Raw genomic sequence first — 25,285 nt, forward strand, 5'->3', positions numbered from 1 at the left:
ACAGTGACTGATTGTTATCTCAATTGTGGTATTGCGAAAATATTCGAATACAGTGGAGCGTTAGATTTGAAGCCTTTTTTGGGTTCGAAATATTCTTTCCTGATCCATATTCTCCTGTCTTGTTTTAAAAAATACTTATCTATAACGAATGTTATCTTTACTATTTTAGCGCTTCAGCAACTTCTTTTTGGCTTGCCACATCATCCTCCATACAATGAAAGCGAACTGCTCCTGCAGGTTGCCGAAGGCGACGAGACCGCCTTCAGGCAGCTATTTTGGCATTGGAATCAACTATTGGCCGGGTATGTACTTCGTATCACCGAATCAAAAGAACTGACTGAAGAAATTGTGCAGGATGCATTTCTGAAAATCTGGATGGTCAGAGAAACGCTGACCGGGATCAACAACTTCAAACATTTTTTGTTGGTGGTGGCCCGAAATCAGGCTTTTGATGCGTTAAAAAAACAATTAAAAGAACAGGAACGCAAACGGCTCTGGGAAAAAGAAAACACTCCGGAACTATACATCGAAGATAATGATGCTGAAGTTTCCGAACTTTCCCTTATTGAACAGGCCATTGATAGCCTGCCACCCCGAAGAAAAGAAGTGTACCTGCTTAGTCGCCATGAGCGGCTTACATATAAGGAAGTTGCCGACCGGCTTGGCATATCGAAGGAATCTGTTAAGACCCATCTCAAGCTGGCGACTGACTCCATTACAATCTTTATCCGCTCCCATCTGTCTGAAATTGTCGTTTTAGTGGTCAATCTGCATAAATTTTTCTAGCCTCGTTCCCCCTTTTTTATTTTTTTAAAGTCTTTCTTAAAGACACCATTACCCAATCCTTATTTTATTACTAATTCCCTTTTATGAATCCTGAAGAGATCAGACTACAATATTTGTTTTCAAAATATTTTGAAAAAACTGCCAGTGCGGAAGAAAAAACCGAACTGGCCAACCTGGTAAGCAATGAAGCTAATCGGGAGCAGATCATGCAACTCTTTTCGGCCGAGTGGGAAAAATATCAGGGCGATGGCATGGTGGTATCTGCTGAAAAGACGGATGAAATGCTGCAACATATTCTCGGCACGCCGCCCCGCTCAAAAGCAGCCCCGGTACGTAGCATGCTCCCATGGAGGAGCGTAGCTGTTGCCGCTTCGATAATTTTGATGCTGGGAATTGGTTCTTATCTTCTATTCTTCAATAAGCGTTCAAAACCAGCGGAAGTTGCCAATACCAACGTGACTCATGATGTAAAAGCGCCGGAAACAAACCGTGCAATGATCACGCTGGCAAATGGGAAAAAAATATTGTTAGATAGTTTAACGAATGGGACCCTTGCGATACAGGGAAATGTAAACGTAAGTAAAACAACGGATGGGCAGATTATTTACAATGGATCTTCTACTGAAATAGTATTTAATACATTGTATAATCCAGGGGGAAGTAAAGTAGTGCCACTTACTTTGAGCGACGGCACCAAAGTTTGGCTGAACAATGAGAGTTCAATTCGCTATCCGGTGGCCTTTGCTGGAAATGAAAGAAAAGTAGAGATAACCGGTGAAGCGTATTTTGAAGTGGCAACCCTTCGACTGCGCTCAGGGCAAAAAATGCCATTTAAGGTAAAGATCAATAATTCAACAGAAGTAGAAGTGCTGGGAACACATTTTAACATCAATGCTTATGCAGACGAACCAAGTATCAATACCACATTGTTAGAAGGTTCAGTAAGAGTAACTGCAAACGAAAAAGTACAATTATTAATTCCGGGACAGCAGGCGCAGGTAAAGTCAAACGCAATCAAATTAATTACAGATGCTGATGTTGCTCAGGCTGTAGCATGGAAGAATGGATTATTTTCCTTTACAGATGCCAGCTTACCAACTGTAATGCGTCAACTGGCACGATGGTATGGCCTTGAGGTAAAATATGAAGGAGCTATTCCTGAAAAAGAGTTTAATGGAAAAATCGGCAAAACCCTTACCCTGAGTCAGGCGTTACGTATTCTCGAGAAAACAAAAGTAAAATATAGAATTGAAGGAAATAAAATCACCATTATTAATTAAAAACACATAAAGGTCATTACAACAAAGAAGAACTGACCCCATTTTAGTATTGGATTAGCTACAATGAAAAACCGGGAGTAAAATTTGGCGATCTTCCCCCGGCTTTCGTTCAGGTTAATCGATTCACAGTCGCACGACTGCTTATTTATAACCATAAACGATGCAAAAGTATGAAAATTAAAGCTCTTTGCAACCCAACTCTTCATGCCCATTGGCTAAAGAGGGGGTTCTCAACCAAAACATTGTTAGTAATGAAACTAACCACGATTCTTCTGCTTGCCACAGCACTACACGTAACAGCAAAAAGTACGGCTCAAACAATAACGTATACCGGTAGGTCCGTTGCTATACAGAAAGTTTTTTCCGCTATAGAACAGCAAACAAACTATGTATTTTTTTATGACAAAAAGGATTTAAAAGATGTTAAATCCATTACTGTAAATTTTAAAGCAACACCACTGCAGACTGCTCTTGAAGAAATTCTTCGTGATCAATTGCTTGAATTTGAAATACAGGGCAATACCATTGTAATCACCAAAAAAGTTACTTCAAAGAAAGAAGTCCCTGTTATAAATAATATTCCGCCGCCGCCTGTTACCGGAATTGTGCGGGATTCAACCGGTGCGCCATTGAACGGTGCCGCTGTTCAGGTAAAGGGCACACAAAAAGGCACAAACACAAATGCTGCGGGCGCATTTTCGATTGATGCCAAACCCGGTGATATACTTATCATTACTTATGTAGGATTTCAAACCAAAGAGATTAAAATTGGTTCTCAATCGAATTTTGAAGTCAGCATGATGCCTCTCATCCAGGTAGTAGATGAGGTGATTGTTATAGGTTATGGAAGCCAAAAGAAAGCTACGGTAACCGGGGCCATTTCGACTGTTAGCGCAGATGACCTGAAAGGCCAACAGATCACCCGTGTTGACGATGCGCTGCAAGGCCGTGCAGCGGGCGTTGTGGTTACTCAAAGTTCAGGCGCTCCGGGTTCTGCTCCCAGCATCATCATAAGGGGAGTTAACTCATTAACCAACTCAAGTCCTTTGTACGTAGTCGACGGACAGATATGGGATAATGGTGGTTATGACGCAATTAATCCTAATGATATTGAATCAATCCAGGTATTGAAAGATGCTTCGGCCGGCATTTACGGTTCGCGCTCGGCAAATGGCGTTATATTGATCACCACTAAAAAAGGTAAAACAGGCATACCGAAGCTTAACTATAATGCCTATTACGGTTCGCAAAAAGTTGTAAACAAGCTTAAACTGACCAATGCAACACAATATGCCCAGTTAAGAAATCAAGCGGTGACCAATGACGGCGGTACTGCACCATTTGCAAATCCTTCGCAATTTGGTACCGGTACAAACTGGCAAAATGAAATATTCGGCAAAGCACCTGTTATGAGCCAAAACCTGTCGCTAAGCGGCGGCACCGAAAGATCGAACTATTTTACCTCAGTAGGCTACCTTGATCAGAAAGGTATCGTTTCAACTGACCAATCTGACTATAAGCGGATGAACTTCAGGGTGAACACAAGTTTCCAACCTAAAAAGTACATTAAGTTTGGGGAAAACTTTAGCTATAATTATACGAGGGTCACAACATTCTTTAATACAAACTACTGGAGCAGTGGCCCGCTGAACGATGCGATCAACCTCGACCCAATCACCCCTGCAGTTGTTACTGATATCAATTCACAGCCTAATGCGGCAATATACAATAGCCAGGCTGCTTACATTTTACGAGATGCGCAAGGCTTGCCTTATGGCATATCAAACTATGCGCAGACGCTGCTTAATCCATTGGCAGAGGTAAAGTTATTCGATGGTAATTACAACTGGTCGCATAACTTATTCGGCGACGTATATTTCGAAATTAACCCGATAAAAGGCTTGTCAATCAAAACAGAAATTGCTGCCAAGCAAGCGTTTTGGGGTACAGAGTCGTTTACACCACTTTATTATTTAACAGCAACCAACAGCAACCTTTCACAAAACAAGCAGCTCCGCTCAAATAACCAAAGCCTGGAATGGAACTGGGATAATACGGCAAGCTATACCCGCTTAATTGGTAAACATAATTTTACCGTATTGTTAGGCACAAGTGCTGAACAGGAAAGCGGTACCACGGTTGGTAATACCAACTATGGCGAACCTGTTTCTACTTATCAACAGGCTTCATTTAATTTCAGCCTGCCCCAGGCACAACGTTTTGGGTTTGGGGGTGATTACCAATCGATCAAACATGCTTCCTATTTCAGCCGTGTTACTTATGATTATGATCAGAAATACCTGATCCAGGTTGGTTTTCGTCGTGATGGCTCTTCAAAATTCGGCCCTGGGAACGTCTACGGTAATTTTTCTTCGGTGTCGGCAGGTTGGATTGCCACAAAAGAAGACTGGTTCCCTAAAAATACCTTTATTGATTATTTGAAAGTTCGCGCATCTTATGGTGTGTTAGGGAATGAGCTGGCATTGGCCCCGTTCCAATATTCGCCGATAGTAAGCGGTATCGGTAGCTATGTTTTTGGCCCGGCAGGCAACCAGACATTGGTTACTGGTTACGGACCGCAAACGTTGGCTAACCCCAATTTAAAGTGGGAACGGGACAAATCAACTGATTTGGCAATTGAAGTTACCGTGTTTCATGATCTTACAGCAACACTTGATTTTTATAAAAAAGTCAGCGATGGTTTGTTAATGCAAGTGCCTCTTCCGGCTTACGCAGGTGTTAATAGCGCTCCCTATTCAAATGCCGGCGGTATAACCAACAAAGGCGTTGAATTGCAGTTGGGCTACAACCATAAATTGGGTGACTTTACTGTAAGATTAAACGGAAACATCTTCTACAATAAGAACACTGTTACTAACCTGAACGTGCTTCCATTTATTAATACCGGTGGATGGCAAGCTGCTAATCCCTCCACCATCCAGCGTATTTCAGTTGGTGAGCCGATCAACTATTTTTACGGTTACAAAGTATTGGGTATATTTCAGTCACAGGCTCAAATAAACGAGTATAAAGATAAAAGCGGTAACCTGATACAACCTAATGCTAAACCCGGTGATCTGATCTTTGCCAGCACAACAGGCGTAGGCCCTATTGGCCCAAGCGACCGACAATACCTGGGCAGCCCGATCCCAACCTGGCAATATGGTTTTAATTTCGCTGTAAATTACAAACAATTTGATCTTAACATATTTGGGCAAGGTGTGTGGGGCAATAAAATATTCCAGCAATACCGTCGCCTTGACGTAACGGCCGCAAACTATCCGATAGAAGCGCTCAATGCCTGGACACCCGGCAATACCAATACAAACTATCCGAGGCTCACAGATGCCGACCCTAACGGGAACTACCATGTTCCGTCAGGTTTCGAACTTCAAAGAGGTGCTTATCTGCGTGTCAAAAAACTCCAACTGGGTTATACATTACCAAAATTTCTTACCGATAAATGGGGCCTTGATCGTATACATGCCTACATAGGCGGTGATAACCTGTTTACTATAACAAAATATAATGGTTATGATCCTGAAATATCCGGCGGTGTTGACCAGGGTATATACCCAAAAGCTAAAACTGTTCGTATTGGCTTAGATGTAGCATTATAATTATTGAACTTTTAAAAGATTATAAAATGGAAAAAACTTCCCTTAAATATATGGTTGCTTTTTTGCTGGGATCAGGTATACTCGTGTCCTGCAAAAAATCCTTCCTTGAAACTGATCCAAAGGGGCAGTTTCTACAGGCGAACTATTATACTACACCTGAACAGGTATTTGCCGGCCTGGCAGCAGCTTATGACCCATTGGTATCTGAAACAGGTGGCCTGGACGGTAGCCTTTCCGATTCACGCGGAGCATTAAATGCAGGTTCGGATGATTGTTACGCAGGTGGAGGCGGTTCCGGTGATGTAACAAACTGGCAATTGTTTAACAATTACCAGATGTCTGCGGGTGCGGGGCCACAGCTAAACTTCTGGGGTATCGATTTCCTGGGCGTTAGCAGGGCAAACACCATTATCAACGTATTGCAAACCACTTCTATTGCAGGTTTAAGTGATGCTACTAAAAACAGGTATATCGCCGAAGCTACATTCCTGCGTGCGCATTATTATTTCGATCTGGTAAGGTTATTTAAAAATATACCGTTGATAACCACACCACTGGCACCGGCGGATATTTACAACCAAACACAAGCAACTCCTGAAAGTGTTTACGCTTCCATTGAGGCCGACCTGCAGGCGGCTATTCCTAACCTGCCCATAACTGTTAGCGGCAGTGAGCTGGGTCGTATTACACAAGGCGCTGCCATTGCATTGCTTGGTAAAGTTTATTTGTATGATAAAAAATACCCCCAGGCGGCCACTCAATTTGCTATAGTAAATGGTACACCAGGTGGTACAACGCCTATTTATGGCTATCATTTGCAGGCAAATTTCGGTCAGCTATTCAGCCCCGATAACAAGTTCAACAGTGAATCTATTTTTGAATGGAATTTTACACCAAACCAGGCTTATGATTGGGGCAACTGGGGTACATTTAAAGGTGATGTTTACGTTCAGATGGTTGGTGTAAGGGATTATAGTGGCCCTGTATATGCGAGCGGCTGGGGCTTTAATCCTGTTACTACCCAATTAGTTTCAGCATTTACTAAACCTTATTATGGCAGCGGTATTACAGACCCAAGATATGGTTACACTATATTGAACATGGACAGCCTGGCTAAAGCTCAAAATACAAGTTATACACCAAGCTACCAGAACACAGGCTATTTTACCTTAAAATATGCCCCGCTTAACAAGTATAAAGCAGCACAGGGTGCGGTTGATCTTAACTATCCGAACAACTACATCGAGATACGTTTGGCCGATACTTACCTGATGGAAGCGGAGGCTTTATTACAAGGTGGCGGCGATGCTGCAAGGGCTGCTGCTTTATTGAACGCAGTGCGTGCCCGTGTTGGCTTAGCGCCTGTATCAGCAACGATGGCTAACATCAAAGCCGAACGCCGTTTGGAATTGGCTACCGAAGGCCACCGTTGGTTCGACCTTGTAAGGTGGGGCGATGCACCGTCAACACTTGCCTTTAAAGGGTTCACAGCCAATAAAAATGAAATTTTGCCTATACCGCTTACTGAACTGGCCAGTACAAAGCTTGTTCAAAATCCGGGTTATGCTAAATAGTGGTTAATTATAGTTGGTTGAAAACTGCCGGGTAAAACCGGCAGTTTTATGAATCACAACTACGATACAAAAGTGCCTATCGTATTAAAAAACACCTGATAAAACTTTTACTTTTATAATGAACAATAAGCTAAGATCTTTTTTGATTTGTTGCGCAATCGCATATTTTTCCATTTTTTCTGTCAAAGCCCAAACTCATTATACGGATGCACAGATAGCTGCTAAAAGTGATAGTCTTATAAAAAAGATGACTTTGCCCGAGAAGGTTAAGATGATACATGGCAGCTCATCTTTTACCTCGGGAGGGGTGCCGCGTTTAGGTATTCCCGAACTGGTGACTTCAGACGGCCCGCATGGTGTACGCGTTGAGCATGGCAGGGGATGGGATGAGCAAAAAAATGTACTCGATTCGGGTACTTACCTGCCAACCGGCGTTTGTCTTGCTTCAACCTGGAATCCGGATTTAGGTTATGCATTTGGTTTGGTATTAGGCAGCGAGGCCAACTTCAGGGGTAAGGGTGTAATATTGGGCCCCGGTATTAATATTATGCGTTCGCCGCTAAATGGCCGCAACTTTGAATACGGAAGTGAAGACCCGTACCTGATTTCAAAAATGGTAGTGGGGTATATAAAAGGTGTACAAAGCCAGGACGTTGCTGCATGCGTAAAACACTATGCCGCCAATAACCAGGAAACCCGCCGTGATCATATCGACGTACAAATGAGCGAAAGAGCGCTGCGCGAAATTTACCTGCCCGGATTTAAGGCAGCCACAGTAGAAGGTGGCGCCTATACGCTTATGGGGGCATACAATAAATTCCGTGGTCAGTGGGCAACCCACAATAACTACCTTATCAATCAAATATTAAAAAAAGAATGGGGCTTTAAAGGCGCAGTGATCAGCGATTGGGCCGCAGTGCATAGCACATTGCAGGCGATATGGAATGGTACCGATATTGAAATGGGAACAGATTTGAATCAGCATCCGATCGATTACAGTAAATTCTATTTGGGCAATACCGTTGTGAGGCTGGTGCAGAGTGGCAAAGTGCCCGAATACCTTATAGATGAAAAAGTAAAACGCATTTTATACGTGATGTATAAAACCAACCTTATTGGTGGTTTGTCGCGCAAAAAAGGCGAATACAATACGAAAGCGCATGAGCAAACAGCTCAAAAAATTGCCGAAGAAGGTATAGTGCTGCTTAAAAATGAAAATAAAATACTGCCTTTAAATTCAAATATTAAATCAATTGCGGTAATAGGCTGCAATGCCAACAGGAAACAATCAATGGGCGGAGGCAGTTCGCAGGTAAAAGCGTTTTATGAAGTAACACCTTTACAGGGACTAAAAAATGTAGCGGGTAGTAAAGTGAATATTACTTATACACAAGGCTATAACATAGCCCGCGATGCCGGCCCGGATCAGGCAATGATAAACGAAGCCGTGCAGGCCGCATCAAAAGCTGATGTTGCCATTATAGTAGGCGGATGGACCCATGGTTATAACTATTCGGATTGGGCTGATAATGCGTATGATGCCGAAGGTGTCGATAAACCCAATATGAACATGCCCTTCGGGCAGAATGAGCTGATTAAAGCGGTGTTAGCAACAAATCCCAATACCGTAATAGTATTAATGGGCGGCGGCCCGATAGATATGTCGCAATGGGTTGACCAAACTAAATGTATTATACAAGCGTGGTACCCCGGCATGGAAGGCGGCAATGCCCTGGCGAAAATCATTTTCGGGCAGGTTAATCCTTCCGGTAAATTACCGGTTAGCTTTCCTAAGAAACTGGCAGATGCTCCGGCTATAAAGTTGGGCGAGTTTCCGGGCGATGAAGTAACCGTTAACTACTTTGATGATATTTATGTAGGCTACCGTTATTTCGACACATATAAAGTTGAACCTCAATTTGCTTTTGGCCATGGTTTGTCATATACAACTTTTAAATACAGCGACCTGCATGTTAAAACAGGTAATAAAACCGCTACTGTTACTTTCAACATAAAAAATACAGGTACGATGACAGGTGCTGAAGTGGCGCAACTATATGTAAAACAAGAAAAACAAAACCTCCCCAGGCCCGAAAAGGAATTAAAAGGCTTTATAAAAATATTTTTAAAAGCTGGTGAAGAAAAGAAGGTTACCCTTACCTTAAATGAAGAAGCCTTTCAATATTTTAATGATGTTAAAAACAAATGGGAAATGGACCCTGGTGTTTTTGAATTTATTATTGGAAGCTCATCCAGAGATATCAGATTAAAAGGTACAGGGATTTTATAATCAAATTAAAAACACAGCCATTTCGCTCCAATCGACCACAAACAGCATCTGCGAAGCAACCGATGCCGGGTGAAAAGACCGCTAATAAAGACACGAAAAGCACCTGATTGGTAAACCCAAAAAGAGGTTAAGGATTGTGAACCTTCAAATCCCAGGCGCTGGAATATTTTTTCAGGACGGCAGTTAATTTTGATTATCTTAATTTATAAATGCTGCTTTTGAGAAAAACGGGATTACTTTTCTTATTTATCATTTTTGGCTATGGTCTTTGCGCTCAATCGAAAGTCGATAGCCTGGTATTTTATCAACTCAACGAGCAAAACGGGTTAAGCGATAACCTGGTAAACTGTTTTTTCCAGGATAGTAAAGGGTTTATGTGGATTGGCACTGAAGATGGACTGAACAGGTACGACGGCTCTGCTTTCAACGTATATAAATCAAAAAATAAAACAGCTACTGAACTGGCCAATAATGACATCCTGTCCATTACAGAAGACAGGCAACATCATTTGTGGATCGGCACCAGAAATGGCCTGAGCCAATACGATGCGGCTACCAACAGCTTCCATACCTGGCGAACGGATGATGGAAATACAAACAATATACTGAAAGACATACTGATTGATTCAACAGGAACAATATGGCTGGCCACTTTAAATGGATTGCTGAAGTTTAACAGTAAAACCCGGCAGTTCACCAGCTACCTTAACAACACCATTCCTGCAGGCTACGTGTATGGAAGATCCAATCACATCAATAAAATTTTAATTGATACAAAAAACAGGTTCTGGCTTTGCACCTTTAACGGAGTGTGGCGTTTTTATCCGGCATCGGCACAGTTTGAACAATACATCGGCAAGAAAGATATTCCATCGGGGGAGGCCTTTACCAATACCATTTTTGAAGATGCTTATGGAAAGCTATGGCTGGGGCTGGCTGCCGATGGAGTACAATTATTCGATCCCGAAACAAAAACCCTAAAAGATGAGCTCAACGGAAAAGTGAAGGGAAATAACCTTAACAGCATAACTGCCATCAGGGATATACGGGGTCATTATTTTTTGAATGCCGGTATTTTTCAATTCAACCCTGTTGCCCGAACCAGTCAGCCGCTTGTGCCGCAGACACCCGCCGTTGCTGAATTTACGATCCGGAAAGTGTATACATCCAAAGACAACCTGCTGTGGTGGGGTACCGACAAAGGTGTACGTATTGTTGACCTCAGCAAAAGGTTTTTCCGCAATATCATCCTCTCTTCAACACCTGTTACGCACCAGTCGATATCCCTGCTGCAAAAAGGAAATGCATTGTATTTCGGCGCCAGTGGAAATGATTTTTTGAAATTGTATGATTCCACTTTCCGGTTACAAAAAGAAATATTGGGTAATAAAAAAATGCCGGCTTTACTTAACATAGTCCGGGAAAACGATAGCAATATATGGCTTTGTACAGAAAAAGGGTTGGTTTTACTTAATGAAATAAACGGCCGCACCAAAACATTTCGCATTACAAACGAACCCAGCCCGCCAACAATAAATTTTATCAGCAACCTGTTCATCGATTCGCGCGGCAACCATTGGGTATTTCCCTGGCGCGGCGGCATTTGGCAAATTGATAAAAACACCGGCAGGTTTAAAAAAATATTCACCGGTTTTTTAAGGGAGAATAATGAAACTAAAAAATTACTGGTTGCATGGGCTGTGGAAGATGCTACTGGTAACATCTGGATGGCCGATTTGGATGAAGGCGTGATTCATTACAATCCTGCATCGGGCACTTTTTCAAAACCAACTGAAAAAGCATTTGGCAAACGGTATTTGTTAACCAGCCTGTTGCTGAACGGAGATTGGGTGTGGGGTGTTATTACAGGAAAGGTTTTTCGCATTCACATCCGCACACAACAAATAGAGCAATGGAATATTCCTGCCGAGTTCAATACAGATGTACATAATTTTTGCCAGGATAGGATCGGGAACTTATGGATTACCACCCGCAAAGGGTTATTATCTTTTAATAAACAAACGCACCTGTTCAAGCGGTATACTACCAATGATGGCCTGATAGAAAATTCCATGACGGAAGCATTGTGGCCTTTGCAAAACGGAAAAATTATATACACCGCACCAACCTACCTCACCATTTTTGATCCTGCTGAATTATTACAGTTCAATACAGCATCGCCGGTACTGTTAACAGCCGTTTACTCGCAGAACAGGAGTTGCTATGTGCAACAGAAAAGCAACGGAGAAAAATTCGTTGACCTGGATTATACCCATAACAATTTCACGTTTAACTGGGCCGTGCAGAACTATAATAACCCTCTGCAAAACCAGTACTATTATAAAATGGAAGGGGTGGATGCCAACTGGAAATATGCCGGTAATAAAGGCATCATTCAATATGCGGGTCTTTCGCCGGGCAAATATATTTTTAGAATGCGGGGTGCGGGCAGCAATGGCGTTATTAATAAGCAGGGCGACTACGTTGTTGTTATTATACATTCGCCTTTTTGGAAAACGGCCTGGTTCGTTATAATAACAGGTTGTGGTGTGCTTACCCTATTAGTGATGGTTATCCGGTATATTTCTCAAAGAAACCTGCGTGAAAGAATTCTGAAACTCGAAAAAGAGCAGGCCATTGAAAAAGAAAGGAATCGCATCAGTCGCGACATGCACGACAGCCTGGGAAGCGGTTTAACCAAAATTGCCATTTTGAGCGAAGTAGTAAAAAAACAACTGCAGGAGCCTGAAAAAGCAAAACAGCAACTGGAAACAATTGCTGAATCATCAAGAGAACTGGTAGATAACCTGCAGGATATTATTTGGGTGTTGAATCCGCAAAACGATACCCTTGAAAGCCTGGCCGCTTATATCAGGGAATATGCATTACAGTTTTTTGAACCCTTTGAAATAGATACCCGGTTTTGCTATCCCGAAAATTTTTCAGATATAAAGTTGTCCGAAGAGATCAGGCGAAATACCTTTCTTACAGTAAAGGAAGCATTTAACAATATTGGCAAACATGCCTGGTGCAATAAAGTGGTTATTGGCATTGAACAAAAAAATAATGCGGTACTATTAACAATACAGGACGATGGAAAGGGGTTTGATGCCAGTGAAGTACGGCCGTTCGGGAACGGCTTGTTGAATATGCAACATCGCCTTAAACAGGTAGGGGGCGAGTGCCGCATCTGTGCTGAAAAAGGAAAAGGTACGCACATAAGCATTGAAATCCCGGCTAACACTTTTGTGTGAGCACAGCGAATAGATTCCTGTACTATTTTTATATATTAAAATCCTTTCTTTTGAAATAATACGGGGGAGTAGCTTATGATTCATGTTGTTATTATAGAAGATATCAAAGAAATCAGGGAAGGTTTGCAAATGCTTATCGACAGCAGCGATGGATTTGTTTGCAACAAGGCATTTGCTACGGCCGAAGAAGCCATTGCAGAGGTGCCTGCTATTTGCCCTGATGTGGTGTTAATGGATATTCATCTTCCCGGCATGAATGGCATTGAAGCCATAAAAAAACTAAAACCGCAATGCCTGCGTACGCAGTTTATTATGAGTACCATATATGAAGACGATGAAAAAATATTTGAATCGCTCAAAGCCGGCGCCAGCGGTTACTTGCTGAAGAAAACAGCGCCTTCCAGGATCCTGGACGCTATTGTGGAAGTATATGAAGGAGGTAGCCCTATGAGCTCGCAAATTGCACGGAAAGTAATTACCTCTTTTCAGCATAAAGATTCCATTGACGAAGTAGATATTCTTACTCCCAGAGAAAAAGAAATTCTGAAAGCCCTTGCCAAAGGACTGCGCTACAAGGAAATTGCCGGTGACATGAACATCAGCATGGAAACCGTTCGCAGCCATGCCCGTAAAATTTATGAAAAGCTGCAGGTGCAAAGCCGCACCGAAGCCCTGAATAAAATATACGGACGACGCTGACTTTTCTACATATTATAATGTCCCATTTATATTAATGCTCACTGAAAAACAGCCGACCTGCTTCTTCTAACACTTTTTTGTGATTGCCCTGCTTCGCCCAAAAGAACAACTTTATAAAAAATTTTATATGAAAAAGTTGTTAGGCCTGCTGTTTCTATCGGCCTTTGTTATGGCGCCTGCACATAGCCAGTTGAAAAAATTAAAAAGTAAAGTAGCTGAAAAAGTTGATCAAGCCGTTGATAAAGGCCAGCAGAAAGCCGAAGAGAATGTAGCAAATGCCCCTGCTGCAACACAAAGTACCGATCCGGTGAATGTCAATGGTGAACCTTCACCGGGTTTAAAAATATATAACAACTACGATTTTGTTCCCGGCGATAAAATATTGTTTGAAGATCATTTTACCGATGACCAGGATGGAGAATTTGCCAGCCATTGGGAGCTGAAAAGCGGTCAGGCTGTGTTAAATAAAGTGAACAATGAACTGGCCATGCACCTTACCGACGGTAATTATGCGGTAGTAGTTCCCAGAATGAAAACAGAAAAATATTTGGCAGACGCGTATACCATTGAATACGATTATTATCACGTACCCGGCGCTTTTGGTGTAGTTATACAACTAAAGGGTTATGATAAGGCAGAAGGATTCGACAGGGAATCGCCTCTTTTCATTGGAGAAAACAACGTGAATTTTTCGGGAACCGTTGGCGGGGTCAAACTTTCAAGAGATTACTCACCCGACCTGGCTACCAATTTCGATAACAAATGGCACCATGTGGCCATTGCTGTTAAAAACCACCAGTTAAAAGTATATGTAGACCAGTTCAGGATATTGGTAATACCTGATACAAAAGAAGATTATACCAGTTTAAGTTTTGCCGGTGTTGGTGATGAAAAGAATCCTGTCATCTTCAAAAACGTTCGTATTGCAACCGGCGGTGGTATGAATATGATAGGCAAAAAATTTACCGATTCAAAAATAGTGACCCACGGTATCAACTTCGATTACAATAAAGCCATCATCAAACCCGAAAGCATGGGCACGTTGAATATGATTGTGCAGGTAATGAAAGACAATCCCGATGTTAAGTTTGAAGTAGGCGGCCATACCGATGGCGACGGTAACGATGGTTATAATCTAACCTTATCGCAGCAACGCGCCGATGCGGTAAAAGGCCAGTTGATTAAAATGGGTATTGATGCCGCGCGGCTTACGTCGAAGGGATATGGCAAAACCAAACCCATCAGCGACAACAATACGCCCGAAGGAAAAGCCAATAACCGCCGGGTTGAATTTGTAAGAAAATAGCCCCTCACCATATAATTCCGCTGATATGTTTAGTAGAACTGCTATCGTGCTTTTTATTGGTTGCTGCATTACCATTCTTCACAGCCAGGCACAACCCAACAATATCCTGAGCGTGCCGGGAAAGATTGGTAATTACTATGGTAAAGAAGGTCTGCCCAACGTGTTAAACAACAGCGGGCTGGATGTGGCAACGGTGAACACCATGAAAACATACATGTTGAAGATAAATGGCCTGGTTGAAAGTTGTAGCGACTTTCAGCAACCCAAAGGATTTAATCTTCACGTACAGATTTCGGTTGATAAATCGTCGCCTTATGATTACCCGGTGCAGCATGTAATAACAGCCGATAGCTGGTTCGCTATTCATGAATTGTATAAAAACGAAAATGGGAAAACAGTGGCTAATGAAGAAACAGGGGCAGGGCTTATTATAAAGGCGAATTGTTTTTTAAAACTTTTCCCTGATGAATCTGGTGGCGCCTGCGATGAATTTCAACTGCCCCGTTTTTTCTTTAAAAAGAATTTTGTAATAAAAGATTCCACAGGCGGATACCTGGTACTGGAAAATGGCACCCGCATTATAACCAACGGCCGGCCGCTTTATATTGCTTACACCAGGGAGCAATACCTGCAGTTTTTAATAAAGCAAAAAGAAAAGGTGCTTGAAGAGCAAAAGAAAGCGCTGCAGGATTTTAAAGATATGAAAGAAAGGGCCGCTATGGCTCCCGACGGGCATAAGGTAACTGCTGCCGACGGGAACAATGATAAATACAGTTACCTGTTGGCCATACTTAATGGCGCCGATAAAAATATTGCCGCAGCGCAGAACAATATTGCACAGGCACAACAAAAAATAACGGCATTAAATGCACAGTTAAAAAATATGCCGGCAGAAGAAAAACACAAACAGGCCTATATGTACTTTAATACCGATGCCTATGCAGAGAAGGACGAGAACGGGAAAACAAAAGATGCAGACAAATATTTTGAGCTGACCACCGAAAGCGATCTGCATGGTATGGCATTATGTACACCCAACCCGGCGTATTTCAATGTGGCACTTCCAAAGACCAGCCTCCAGTTAATTGCCATTGTAAAAGATGTTGATACCCGGTTTGTTCAGGAACCTTATGCAAGGGTTATTGACCGGGTAAGCGATTGCATTGATTACAAAGCCCTGAAAAGTATGATACAATACTGAGCGATCATAAACAAAACGGTATGCGAAAATTGTTGTTATTCTTATTAATGGCCGGGCAGCTTTCGTCCTTTGGCCGGCAGGTATTTCCTGTTACTGATTCTACCCCGGTCACCAAAGACGGGCTTACATTCGGCTACAGCATTGTTAACGAACAGGAAAAAGAAGTAAGCAAGGGAAACGCCAGCCGGTATAAGGTGAAGTTTTTTATCACCAATACCAGCGATCAGGCAAAAATATTATTGCGCCCGCAGGGATCGGGTTTGTTGGTCAGCAGCACTTCATACTACCTGGTGCAGTTCAGATGCCTGAACGCTACCGGCGCGCGGCTTACAAACAAAGAAATGAGCCTGCAGGCAAAGCCGTGTGTTATAGAGGCCGTTATAGAAGATAAAGATTGTTCTTCCGACAAAACCATACAAAAAGAGCGGCCTGCCAATATCGGCTTTTGGATAAGACCGAATGAAACCATTCAGGGCAGCTGCATATTCATTGTTCCGTTAAATGAATGGCCCAACATTACTGCCACTTTATTTCCTATGAATAACAACACCCTTGTTGGTACGTTTTCACTGGGACCCGCCAATAATCTGGCTGCGCGATTCCAGGGGTTTATTCGTATCAGGAACCTGGCCGCCAATAATTACCTGAACAGTCAGCGAGGCCCTGTTGCCTGCTCAACCATTAGTTACGACTGGTTCAGCGCGCAATGGGAACTATTACCGGTAGAGGGTACCCGATACTATTTAATTCGCAACAGGCAAAGCAATCGTTTTTTCAGTATTGACAATAACGCTATGCTTTCCGACAATAGTCAAACGGCCAATGCCATGTGGCTGATAGAAGAAACAGGTATGCACAATACCTACACTATAAAGAATGCATCTACCAACGCCAAACTGGTTTTACAAAACGATCTGTTAACCACAACAGACGCATTCACAACACAGCCGAACATGCAATGGATCATTGAACAATAACACCACATCATGAAATTATTGATATTCCTGTTTGCTATAACCTTAAAAAATGCGTAAATGAAAAATATACTTTTTATAATCAGTTTTTTGGTAAGCTGTATAGTGGCGGCAGCGCAAGTCAATATCGACGATCCTTTTGCAACCGACGACGATAAGATTCAGGCCGTTTTGCAAAACTTTTGTACCAACGCCTGGCCAAAGTACAAGGAAATAGACAACTGGATCAAAACCCATAAAACACAATCACCCGAAGTACCGGTGCCACCTGCGGTTGACCCTTTTTGTTATGACTGTTCAGGCCCCAAAGGAAAAGACCAAAGCGAAGAAAAAGTTGATGCCTTTGTTGAAAAATCGATGCAACCCGAAGCCGACATGATAAAAACCTTACTAACAATTACAAGGGCCTGGACTCTATTGGGTGGTAAGGATGTATATCCGGCTGAGGAGTATGACCGGTTGCCTGAATGCATGAAAAAATTATCAGGTACAGATATGATGCAAAAGGTAACCTGGCTGGTTGAACGGGTGTATAAGGGTAAGGCGTTGGAGATGGCAAAAAAATATTATAAGCATCCTGAAATGGAATGTGCCGGTGTAAAATTTTTGCTGGCCTGTGCACGTGGGTATGCCCTTATAACAGGCGGTGCTGGTACCGACAACGGGCCTATGATCTATGCCGCCGATTGGCTGCAAACTTATTTTGATAAATATGAAGAACGGTTAACCAAACAATACCAGTATAATCTTTTTCCCGCTTTTATTTACCTGCCGCGGAAAATTGCCTTAATGCACGGCGGCGAGGGCCCATCGATGAACAAATTGCAGGAATGGATGACAAAGGTGACCGATTTTATGCATTTCAAATTAAAGGTAGATTTTGAAGCGCAGGGGCACGGTGATAACGGGGCGAAATACCATGCCCTGGTGATCGGCGAAACAACCATTCAATGTAAACTGCAGGACGGAGGCTGTTATGTATGGGAACCTGTTGATGGCAATAATATGGAGTTTAAAGTGGCGGATGTTCTGTTTACTTCCGACCAGGGCGTGGCTATTTATAAAAGTCCGCAAACTTTTTCTGTGCCGGTTTCAATAAAGGTGAATATGTGCGACGACAACCCGGTTTTTAAAATTGCTTTCAGCAAATTCGGAGGAGACGATGAAACCTATACAGCATCAGATGGCGGCGACTTCAATGCGCCCATGTTAAACAGCCTGGCTATGGCTACGCTTGGTTCGGTGAATATGGCGAAAATGCAGCTACAGGCGCAGAACCTGCAAAATAAAGCAGCACAATTCAGTGGAAAAGAAGCACAGGTAGATGCAGCTGCCAAAAGATTGCGGGAGCACAGGAATGATCCCAATTATATAAAAACATCTCAGGGCAAAGCCGATATGGACATGATGCAGCAAATGGCGAAAGATATGGGCTATAATCCCGATAACATACGGCCCGATCCCTCGCGTATGAAAAACCTCGACAACCTACATAAAGCCAATGAGGCCATGAAAAAGCGCGATGCGAAAATGACACAACCTGGTTACCTGGGCTCGGAAGAATATTATAAAGACCAGGCCAACATTCAGCAACTGCAGGGCAATGTAAATATGAATGATTTAACCAGTTCAGCAGGTATAGACATGAATATGCTAACAATAGAGGCGCCTTTCAGAATAGGACAAAAGCAGGTAGTAGATAAAATTCAGAAAGATAAAATAGAGCAGGTGGCCGGTTCAAAAGGCGGATGGGAATTCGGCCAATTTCATGTAACGCTTGAAAATATAGTTGCACAATAGAACCATACTTCTATGTCACACTAAGCCGGCTTATCCTATCCGCATTTCTCATGGAAATACACTTGAATGTTCTTGCATCCGAAATCGAATTTTAACTTTTATAAGGATATTCCTCTACCAAGAGTGAAACAAAAAGTAAAGAACAAAATGAATACCGATACGGTAACGATCGGGCTCGCCCTGAGTTCGTAATTGTTGACTTTTGTTTGTATGCCTGGGATAATAAATATAATGGGTAGCAACCCTAACATTTCGAGAAACCCTTCAAGCGCAGCGTTTGTTCTATCGTATTTAAAAAATAAGCCGGTAATAATTGCTGCTATTGTTGCAGCAAAGTAGGAGTAAACAACACTTTGTTTCAATGGGAATTCGGCAAAAATAAGCTTGACTCTATTGACATGCAACCAGATAATTTTTATGGAAAGCAAATAAGCGATAACGCCGGCAATTACAAGAACAGGTTTTCCTAATGCTCCGATATTTAATTCTTTTATTGCATAAGTCCAGTCGCCGGCTTTACTTAAGCCAGACTGCAATATAGTCCCCGAAAACCAGAATAAGTTGTAAGCCATTATATTCAGCAGAAAAAGAGTGGAAAGAAGAGAAAGACTTTTTCGTTTTTTAAGAAAAGTATGTATTAATAAACCAAATAATAAATTAATTATCGGGCCGCCGATATCTGTAAGAAAACTACCGGGGTGACTTCTAAAATAGACAGAAGTTATGAGATCAACCTTGTTCCCAATTATCAAACAGGTACCGCCATGTCCCAGTACTTCATGAAATATGTCTGTAAGCATATAAGCTGCTACTCCAACAGAAGATATAGCTATTATCCATTTAACTTTCATCAGCCTTTATTTTGATTAACAATATGGTTGTTATAATCCTTTTCCCGGGTAAAAACCTTTTGCGGTCTTACCATGATTATCCGCTGGCTTTCCGTATGCCTACCATTCCTGATTCTTTGATTGTTTTTTAATTTCTGTTTTGCCAAATTTGCGGGGATAATAAGAAAACGTCACCAGGAAAAATTGCTGTAACCCATTCGTGATCCTGGTGCTGGTACCGTACTCGGTTACATTGTTGCTGATATTTTGATACTGTTTTAATAGGTCCATGACCGATAATTTTAATTCTCCCTGCTGCTTCATACACCTGTAAGTAACAAATGAATTCCAGAGAATCACTGGTTTGTCTATGTTTGAGTTGGTAACTTTGTCCACTGTACTGCTGAAGGTGAAATTAGCCGGGTAATTGAGAACGATCCCCAGCTGTGTAGTATTACTGCTGTTTTTAAAAGCGTTCAGCCCGGGTGCTGATGGCCTGCTCTTGTTATGCTGTAAAGTTTGGCCTGCACTGACTACCAGGATAGAGCCCAATGAAAATTGCAGCTTAAACTGGTTCAACAAACTGCCGGTTTCACTGATGTTACTTACACCATCAATGTAGTTAGGAACTTTACCGGTCCTGAATTGTCCATTGTACATAAGTTGAAGGCTGTTTCTATTGAGCTTTCTCGATATATTGAAGTTATAATTCAGGTTCAGGTTATTCGTTTTATCCGAATTGGTATAATAAGAAATCCGTTTGCCTGAGATATCGTTGATGATACTGTCCGTCACAGGGTTCAATGAAAGGTTATATGATCCGTTGATCTGGCTGTTGATAGCATAAAGGGATTTCGGGTTTTCGGTATTAAAGCCGGCATTTAAATTGACTGAATGATCAATGCTATTTTTCAGGTGTGCATTACCGACCCTGATATCATACGCATTGATATCGTCAACAAGGGTATAGAGCTGGTCAATGGAAGGATATATAAGATGCTTCGCATAACTAACATACGCGTTATACCTGTATTTCCCCCTTTTTGTATAGTAATAGCTCAGATCTCCCTCATACCGCACAAACGCGAAAGAGCGATCCAGGTTTCTTTTGGCAAAGGAGGATGTGTTTTTATCCGTTTTTAAATCATCCATTAATTTAACCTGCATGTACAGGCTTCGGTAGAATACGTCAGTGTATTTGTAAATAGACTTTGACATAGTCAGTATAGGGGTAAATTCAAATACTTCCTTTTTATTCTCGTTGGAAAGATTACTATTGACCATGTACCCTTTGGCAGTACTGTCATAATCGCTTACCAGGGCATTGTCCGTTGACCGGGTATAATTGAACCATTGAGTAAGACTGAGATTTATTCCAAATAAGTTATACCGTCGCAATAGCATTCTTTTAAAACCCGAATATTCAAGGTTTCCGGTTATGTTCAGCGATTGATTGTTTGTCGCGTAGCGCCGGTTGTTGGAAGTGTTTTTACTCATATTAGTAAAAGACTCGAATTCACTTATTACATCCCTTTCCGATGTAGTCCTGTTTCGACTGGCAAACACATGGCCATTGAAGCTTTTTAAAGGCTCTTCGTCTTTTGCTGTGGCAAAAACTACACCCAGCGATTCATAATCCGACTTACTGCTTTGCTGCGTAGTAGTACCGTTCGTACTTTGCAGCCGGTTTGCGGAATCCCTTACTTCAACGGAGCGGTACGAACTGCTGCTCTCGCTGTTGGTGTTTAGGGTGCCGTTTACATCGAAGTTGTCGCTATAACTATTGGTCTTTAAATATTTGATGCCAAGATCGTGTTTGTTCTGCCGGCTGTTTTGTACGCCCTCATCACGGATAAACTGCGGATTATCGATCGCCGTTCTGTTCTGAATACTCATATCAGTGACATAGGCGTTTGTTCCTGATTTGTTGTAATTAATGGAAATGCGGTCGTTTTGTCTGCTATTGGCGGTTTCAATAAAATCATGCACAAATACGCCGCCTATAGAATGATTCCTGTTGATACCATTAGTTCCAAATCTGCCAACATTATATAAATTTGGATTGTAATTCCTGTAGGTATTATTCTGAAACATCTCTTCGATGTTTCCGATATTCTTATTAATATTATTTAAACCTCCACCTATACCGGCACTCGTCTTCTTATTATATAGCTGGAAAGAAAGATCCGATTCAAACCGGTCCATGCTGCCATAGCCGGCCCCTGCTTTGCCAAAGTAGCCCTTCTTACTGCCTTCTTTTAATTTTATGTTCATCGTAAGCAGGGAATCCTGCGGCTGCTTTTCCTTGCCTATCTTACTCCTGTCGTATTCCTGGTAAAGCTGAATTTTATCAATCGCTGATTTGGGGAGGTTTTGCGTGGCAACCCGGGAATCCGTTGATCCCATAAATGGCTTTCCGTCAACCAGCAGGCTTTGCACTTTTTTACCGTTTACCGTTATAGTGCCATCAGACCAGATAGTAATACCGGAGACCTGGTTCAATAGCTCCTCTACCACTGCGTCATTTTTCATTTTAAAGGCTGCAGGATTAATTTCCAGTGTATCGCCATTCATCCGGATAGGAATTGCGGCAGTTACCACTACGGTGTCGTTATTATTCAGCGCCAGGAAAACAGCAAGCGTATCGGCCCTGGCCGATTCCAATTGTACGGAGGTATTGTAACCAATATATCCCGTATAACTAACGCTTACCAGCAACTTTTTTGTCAACGGCAGTTTCTCAATGGTGAACATCCCGTTTTTGTCAGATAATTGATACGCTATAACGGAAGAATCCTGTCCAAAAATGGTTACCGTTGCGAGTTCTAAAGGGGTTTTGGTTTCAGCGTCCATCACGGAACCTGTTACCTTTCCGGTTTGGCAAAAAGCCAGCGTGCGCCAACCCAGTAAAAAACAAATCAGGAATGTAGGCTTCAAGCGTTAGTTTTTAAGTTTGAATTCAATGATCACCGGTGTGGCTTCAGGAGGATTGCTTTTTAAAAAGCTTTCCAGTTCTTTGGGGACCGGCACATTTTTATTTTTTGCAAAAAATGTCAGGAGGTTGCCCGCCTTTTGAGGCCTATAGAACCGGTCACCCTTTATCGTGATGTTAAAATCTCCCAGTATCTGCAAATTGTACTGGCTGCTATCCGGTTTTACATTTTTGATCTTGCAGGTAGTATTGGTTTGCTTCTGGTAGATGTAAGATTCATAGTTGTTGAGATAGCCTACCAGGAAATAGACAAACCGGGGCGTTTCATAAAAAGTATAAATATGGTGGAGCATCCAGCCATTGTTCCGCCAGAAATTTTCCCGCTCGGTTTTATTTTTAAAAGGCCTGGTAAAAAACGACGGCGGCAGACTGTTTTCCAGGGGCAGTACCAACTGGTAGGCAGGAAACAAGCTGTCGCGAATCATTTTGTAGATGGTATCGCAAAAAGGGCGGGTAATAAAATGAACATATGGCGTATTCGTGTTATTCACAGCAACGCCTTCTCTATCTGTGTATAAAAACCTTGTTTCATTAACATGGTTGTACGGGAAGAAACCTTTTATCAATTGGTTGTTCCTGTAAATCTTAAATTCATAATCCAGGCTGTCTTTAAAAAGCTCGCTGGTAATAATTTGTCCCTGCCAGTAAAGATCATCGTAATAATGGTACGCACGCAGAATGTCGTTTTGCTGAGGAATATCTTTTCTTATGGTTAACGATGTATCGTTTAAATCAATAGCGTATTTTTTGAAATACTTTTTATTACGGGGGTTGTTCCAGGCCAGCATTATTTTTATCCGGTCTTTGGAAGTAAGGCTATAATTTTTATTATTTCCAACAAACACAATCCGGTTACTATGCTCATCGTAAGCCGGGTAAAAACTTTCCCCGAGTTTTTTATAACTTATTTTTTTAGTAAAGCTTCCGTTTTTAGAATAAAACAGAATTGCCTTACCCATATAATCGTTTATAAGGAAGTAGTTTTTCGTTATCTCGACAGCGTTATACTCATTTAATTCAATTCCCTCTTTTATTTCCAAAGGGATAAACCGAATGGAATCTACAAAATTTGACTGCTTTTCGCTGCCAGCCGCTTTGGGATGGAGATAGATCTTTTGTAGTTGTGATTGGGCAAAAGGTGAAATAAGGAGCCAGCATAATATAAGCACGGGGTAGAAAGAATAACTTCGCATTTAGGTTTGGGTTAGCGCCCAAAAATATGGGTATAAATGTTAAACCTACATTAAAGGTGTTTTTTTGTAATATCTGGTTTTACAACCGCGAACCAACGTTCGTATATTTTTCCGGTAACTTCAGTTGCGGTTGTAGTTCCAGTTTTGAAAGTCAAAAGGCCCGGGCAAATGGGGAAACCTGCGAGCAGGCGAGCCTATGAACATATTATTTTTTTTTTGCCCACTGGCAGGTACAGCCGTATCGTTATTTATATCGTACACAACCTGGAGGAAGTGCTCCCTCATGAATCTGAAGTGGCTAAAAAATGGAAGGCAGAAGGTATTTTAGAACATTTATTTATAAAACAAGACGGAACCGGAGTGTCCCCGGTTTTTAAAGATGAAGAATTTTTAATAAAAACGCTGTTAGCGACGTCCTTTACTTCTGTAGTTTTTAAAAGAACCTTCTTCGCCCGATCGCTTTACCTTTTTACTATCGTGGTTTTTCTTTTCTTTACCCGTATTCTTTTCCGGGCGGGAGTTTTTCCCATGCCGGGCCTTTGTAGATTTTTGCGTAGCATTTTCCCTCTTCCAGGGCTTCTCTGCCGTTTTGCCTGTTTGGGGTTTACCTTCTTTAGTTGCGGGCTTTGTCGCTTTATTCTTGCTGGCCGGCGTTTTGTCTTTTGGGGTAAAGTCTGATTTGGGATGTGCCGGTGTATGCCTGTGTGCAGCAGCCTTCTTCCCGTGTGCGGCTGGTTTGCTTTCGCTATTGACCTTGTTTGAGTCGGCTACACTTTCCTTCAATAATGATAATTCAGCCTCACTGAGGTAACGCCATTTGCCCAGGGGTAGTTTGTCGAGCCGGATGTTCATGATGCGGATACGTTGCAAACCAACTACAGCATAACCGAGGTATTCGCACATGCGCCTGATCTGGCGGTTGAGGCCTTGCGTAAGCGTGATGCGGAAGGTTTGGCGGCCCATCATCTGCACTTTACAGGGCAACGTGCGGGTATCGAGGATGGGTACTCCCTGCGACATCTGTTGTACGAATGCATGATCGATGGGCTTGTTAACCCTTACGATGTATTCTTTTTCGTGATTGTTGTCGGCCCTCAGTATCTTATTAATGATGTCGCCATCATTGGTGAGGAGGATCAGGCCTTCAGAGTCTTTGTCGAGGCGGCCAATGGGGAATATCCTTTTGGGGTAGCCCACAAAACTGATGATATTGTCCTTAATGTGTAATTCGGTGGTAGTAGTGATGCCTGGCGGCTTGTTGAGTGCCAGGTATACGCGTTTATCCTTTTTGGCGGCGGTCATAAGGCTGCCATCTACTTCAACAGTGTCTCCGGGCTTGTACCGGTTGCCCGGAACGGCCGGCCGGTCGTTCAATAATACCCGGCCTGCGATGATGAGGTTGTCTGCTTCCCGGCGTGAACAATAGCCGGTATCACTGATAAACTTGTTTAAACTGATCGAATTGTCCAAGGATGTATCTTTTTTA

General features: G+C 42.2%; 15 protein-coding genes. 11 read left to right on the top strand and 4 right to left on the bottom strand.

Going from position 1 to position 25,285, the window contains the following annotated elements:
• Positions 1-66 precede the first annotated feature (66 nt).
• The 11 genes from AC59IL_RS15675 to AC59IL_RS15725 all read left to right on the top strand — a co-directional run bounded on the left by AC59IL_RS15675 (position 67) and on the right by AC59IL_RS15725 (position 18,784).
• Positions 67-786 carry an RNA polymerase sigma factor gene (locus AC59IL_RS15675; RefSeq protein ID WP_496553103.1) on the top strand — a complete coding sequence of 240 codons (720 nt, stop codon included), beginning with the start codon at positions 67-69 and terminating at the stop codon, positions 784-786.
• Positions 787-869: 83 nt separating this feature from the next.
• Positions 870-2,066 (top strand): FecR family protein, encoded by a 1,197-nt coding sequence (locus AC59IL_RS15680; RefSeq protein WP_496553104.1) that lies wholly within the window; start codon positions 870-872, stop codon positions 2,064-2,066.
• Positions 2,067-2,317: 251 nt separating this feature from the next.
• A complete protein-coding gene (locus AC59IL_RS15685; protein WP_496553105.1) occupies positions 2,318-5,686 on the top strand; it encodes a TonB-dependent receptor in 3,369 nt (1,122 codons plus the stop codon).
• 26 nt (positions 5,687-5,712) lie between these two features.
• Positions 5,713-7,260 carry a RagB/SusD family nutrient uptake outer membrane protein gene (locus AC59IL_RS15690; RefSeq protein WP_496553106.1) on the top strand — a complete coding sequence of 516 codons (1,548 nt, stop codon included), beginning with the start codon at positions 5,713-5,715 and terminating at the stop codon, positions 7,258-7,260.
• A 253-nt stretch (positions 7,261-7,513) separates the two neighbouring features.
• Positions 7,514-9,550 carry a glycoside hydrolase family 3 C-terminal domain-containing protein gene (locus AC59IL_RS15695; protein WP_496553107.1) on the top strand — a complete coding sequence of 679 codons (2,037 nt, stop codon included), beginning with the start codon at positions 7,514-7,516 and terminating at the stop codon, positions 9,548-9,550.
• Between the two features lie 218 nt (positions 9,551-9,768).
• The gene (locus tag AC59IL_RS15700; protein WP_496553108.1) at positions 9,769-12,804 is read left to right on the top strand and encodes a sensor histidine kinase; all 3,036 of its coding nucleotides are present in this window, start codon (positions 9,769-9,771) and stop codon (positions 12,802-12,804) included.
• Positions 12,805-12,879: 75 nt separating this feature from the next.
• Complete coding sequence (locus AC59IL_RS15705) at positions 12,880-13,503, top strand: response regulator (protein WP_496553109.1); 624 nt, start codon at positions 12,880-12,882, stop codon at positions 13,501-13,503.
• Positions 13,504-13,630: 127 nt separating this feature from the next.
• A complete protein-coding gene (locus tag AC59IL_RS15710; RefSeq protein WP_496553110.1) occupies positions 13,631-14,809 on the top strand; it encodes an OmpA family protein in 1,179 nt (392 codons plus the stop codon).
• 25 nt (positions 14,810-14,834) lie between these two features.
• The gene (locus AC59IL_RS15715) at positions 14,835-16,010 is read left to right on the top strand and encodes a hypothetical protein (RefSeq protein ID WP_496553111.1); all 1,176 of its coding nucleotides are present in this window, start codon (positions 14,835-14,837) and stop codon (positions 16,008-16,010) included.
• Between the two features lie 20 nt (positions 16,011-16,030).
• Positions 16,031-16,987: an RICIN domain-containing protein gene (locus AC59IL_RS15720; RefSeq protein ID WP_496553112.1), complete on the top strand. Its 957-nt coding sequence runs from the start codon at positions 16,031-16,033 to the stop codon at positions 16,985-16,987.
• 57 nt (positions 16,988-17,044) lie between these two features.
• Positions 17,045-18,784: a hypothetical protein gene (locus AC59IL_RS15725; protein ID WP_496553113.1), complete on the top strand. Its 1,740-nt coding sequence runs from the start codon at positions 17,045-17,047 to the stop codon at positions 18,782-18,784.
• A 98-nt stretch (positions 18,785-18,882) separates the two neighbouring features.
• Here AC59IL_RS15725 and AC59IL_RS15730 read toward each other — a convergent pair whose 3' ends face one another.
• The 4 genes from AC59IL_RS15730 to rluF all read right to left on the bottom strand — a co-directional run bounded on the left by AC59IL_RS15730 (position 18,883) and on the right by rluF (position 25,269).
• Positions 18,883-19,635: a hypothetical protein gene (locus tag AC59IL_RS15730; protein ID WP_496553114.1), complete on the bottom strand. Its 753-nt coding sequence runs from the start codon at positions 19,633-19,635 to the stop codon at positions 18,883-18,885.
• 99 nt (positions 19,636-19,734) lie between these two features.
• Entirely contained in the window at positions 19,735-22,551 is a 2,817-nt protein-coding gene (locus AC59IL_RS15735) for a carboxypeptidase regulatory-like domain-containing protein (RefSeq protein WP_496553115.1), read from the bottom strand.
• 3 nt (positions 22,552-22,554) lie between these two features.
• Positions 22,555-23,799: a 6-bladed beta-propeller gene (locus AC59IL_RS15740; RefSeq protein ID WP_496553116.1), complete on the bottom strand. Its 1,245-nt coding sequence runs from the start codon at positions 23,797-23,799 to the stop codon at positions 22,555-22,557.
• Positions 23,800-24,204: 405 nt separating this feature from the next.
• Positions 24,205-25,269: a 23S rRNA pseudouridine(2604) synthase RluF gene (rluF, locus tag AC59IL_RS15745; RefSeq protein WP_496553117.1), complete on the bottom strand. Its 1,065-nt coding sequence runs from the start codon at positions 25,267-25,269 to the stop codon at positions 24,205-24,207.
• Positions 25,270-25,285: the final 16 nt, after the last annotated feature.

Source organism: Niastella sp. sgz303648 (assembly GCF_059587045.1).

What these genes read in the sequence shown, in the direction of transcription:
- AC59IL_RS15710 (WP_496553110.1), top strand. Translation starts at nt 13,631, where the DNA reads ATGAAAAAGTTGTTAGGCCTGCTGTTTCTATCGGCCTTTGTTATGGCG.
- AC59IL_RS15730 (WP_496553114.1), bottom strand. Translation starts at nt 19,635, where the DNA reads ATGAAAGTTAAATGGATAATAGCTATATCTTCTGTTGGAGTAGCAGCT.
- AC59IL_RS15705 (WP_496553109.1), top strand. Translation starts at nt 12,880, where the DNA reads ATGATTCATGTTGTTATTATAGAAGATATCAAAGAAATCAGGGAAGGT.
- AC59IL_RS15720 (WP_496553112.1), top strand. Translation starts at nt 16,031, where the DNA reads ATGCGAAAATTGTTGTTATTCTTATTAATGGCCGGGCAGCTTTCGTCC.
- AC59IL_RS15725 (WP_496553113.1), top strand. Translation starts at nt 17,045, where the DNA reads ATGAAAAATATACTTTTTATAATCAGTTTTTTGGTAAGCTGTATAGTG.
- AC59IL_RS15680 (WP_496553104.1), top strand. Translation starts at nt 870, where the DNA reads ATGAATCCTGAAGAGATCAGACTACAATATTTGTTTTCAAAATATTTT.
- AC59IL_RS15740 (WP_496553116.1), bottom strand. Translation starts at nt 23,799, where the DNA reads ATGCGAAGTTATTCTTTCTACCCCGTGCTTATATTATGCTGGCTCCTT.
- AC59IL_RS15690 (WP_496553106.1), top strand. Translation starts at nt 5,713, where the DNA reads ATGGAAAAAACTTCCCTTAAATATATGGTTGCTTTTTTGCTGGGATCA.
- AC59IL_RS15685 (WP_496553105.1), top strand. Translation starts at nt 2,318, where the DNA reads ATGAAACTAACCACGATTCTTCTGCTTGCCACAGCACTACACGTAACA.
- AC59IL_RS15715 (WP_496553111.1), top strand. Translation starts at nt 14,835, where the DNA reads ATGTTTAGTAGAACTGCTATCGTGCTTTTTATTGGTTGCTGCATTACC.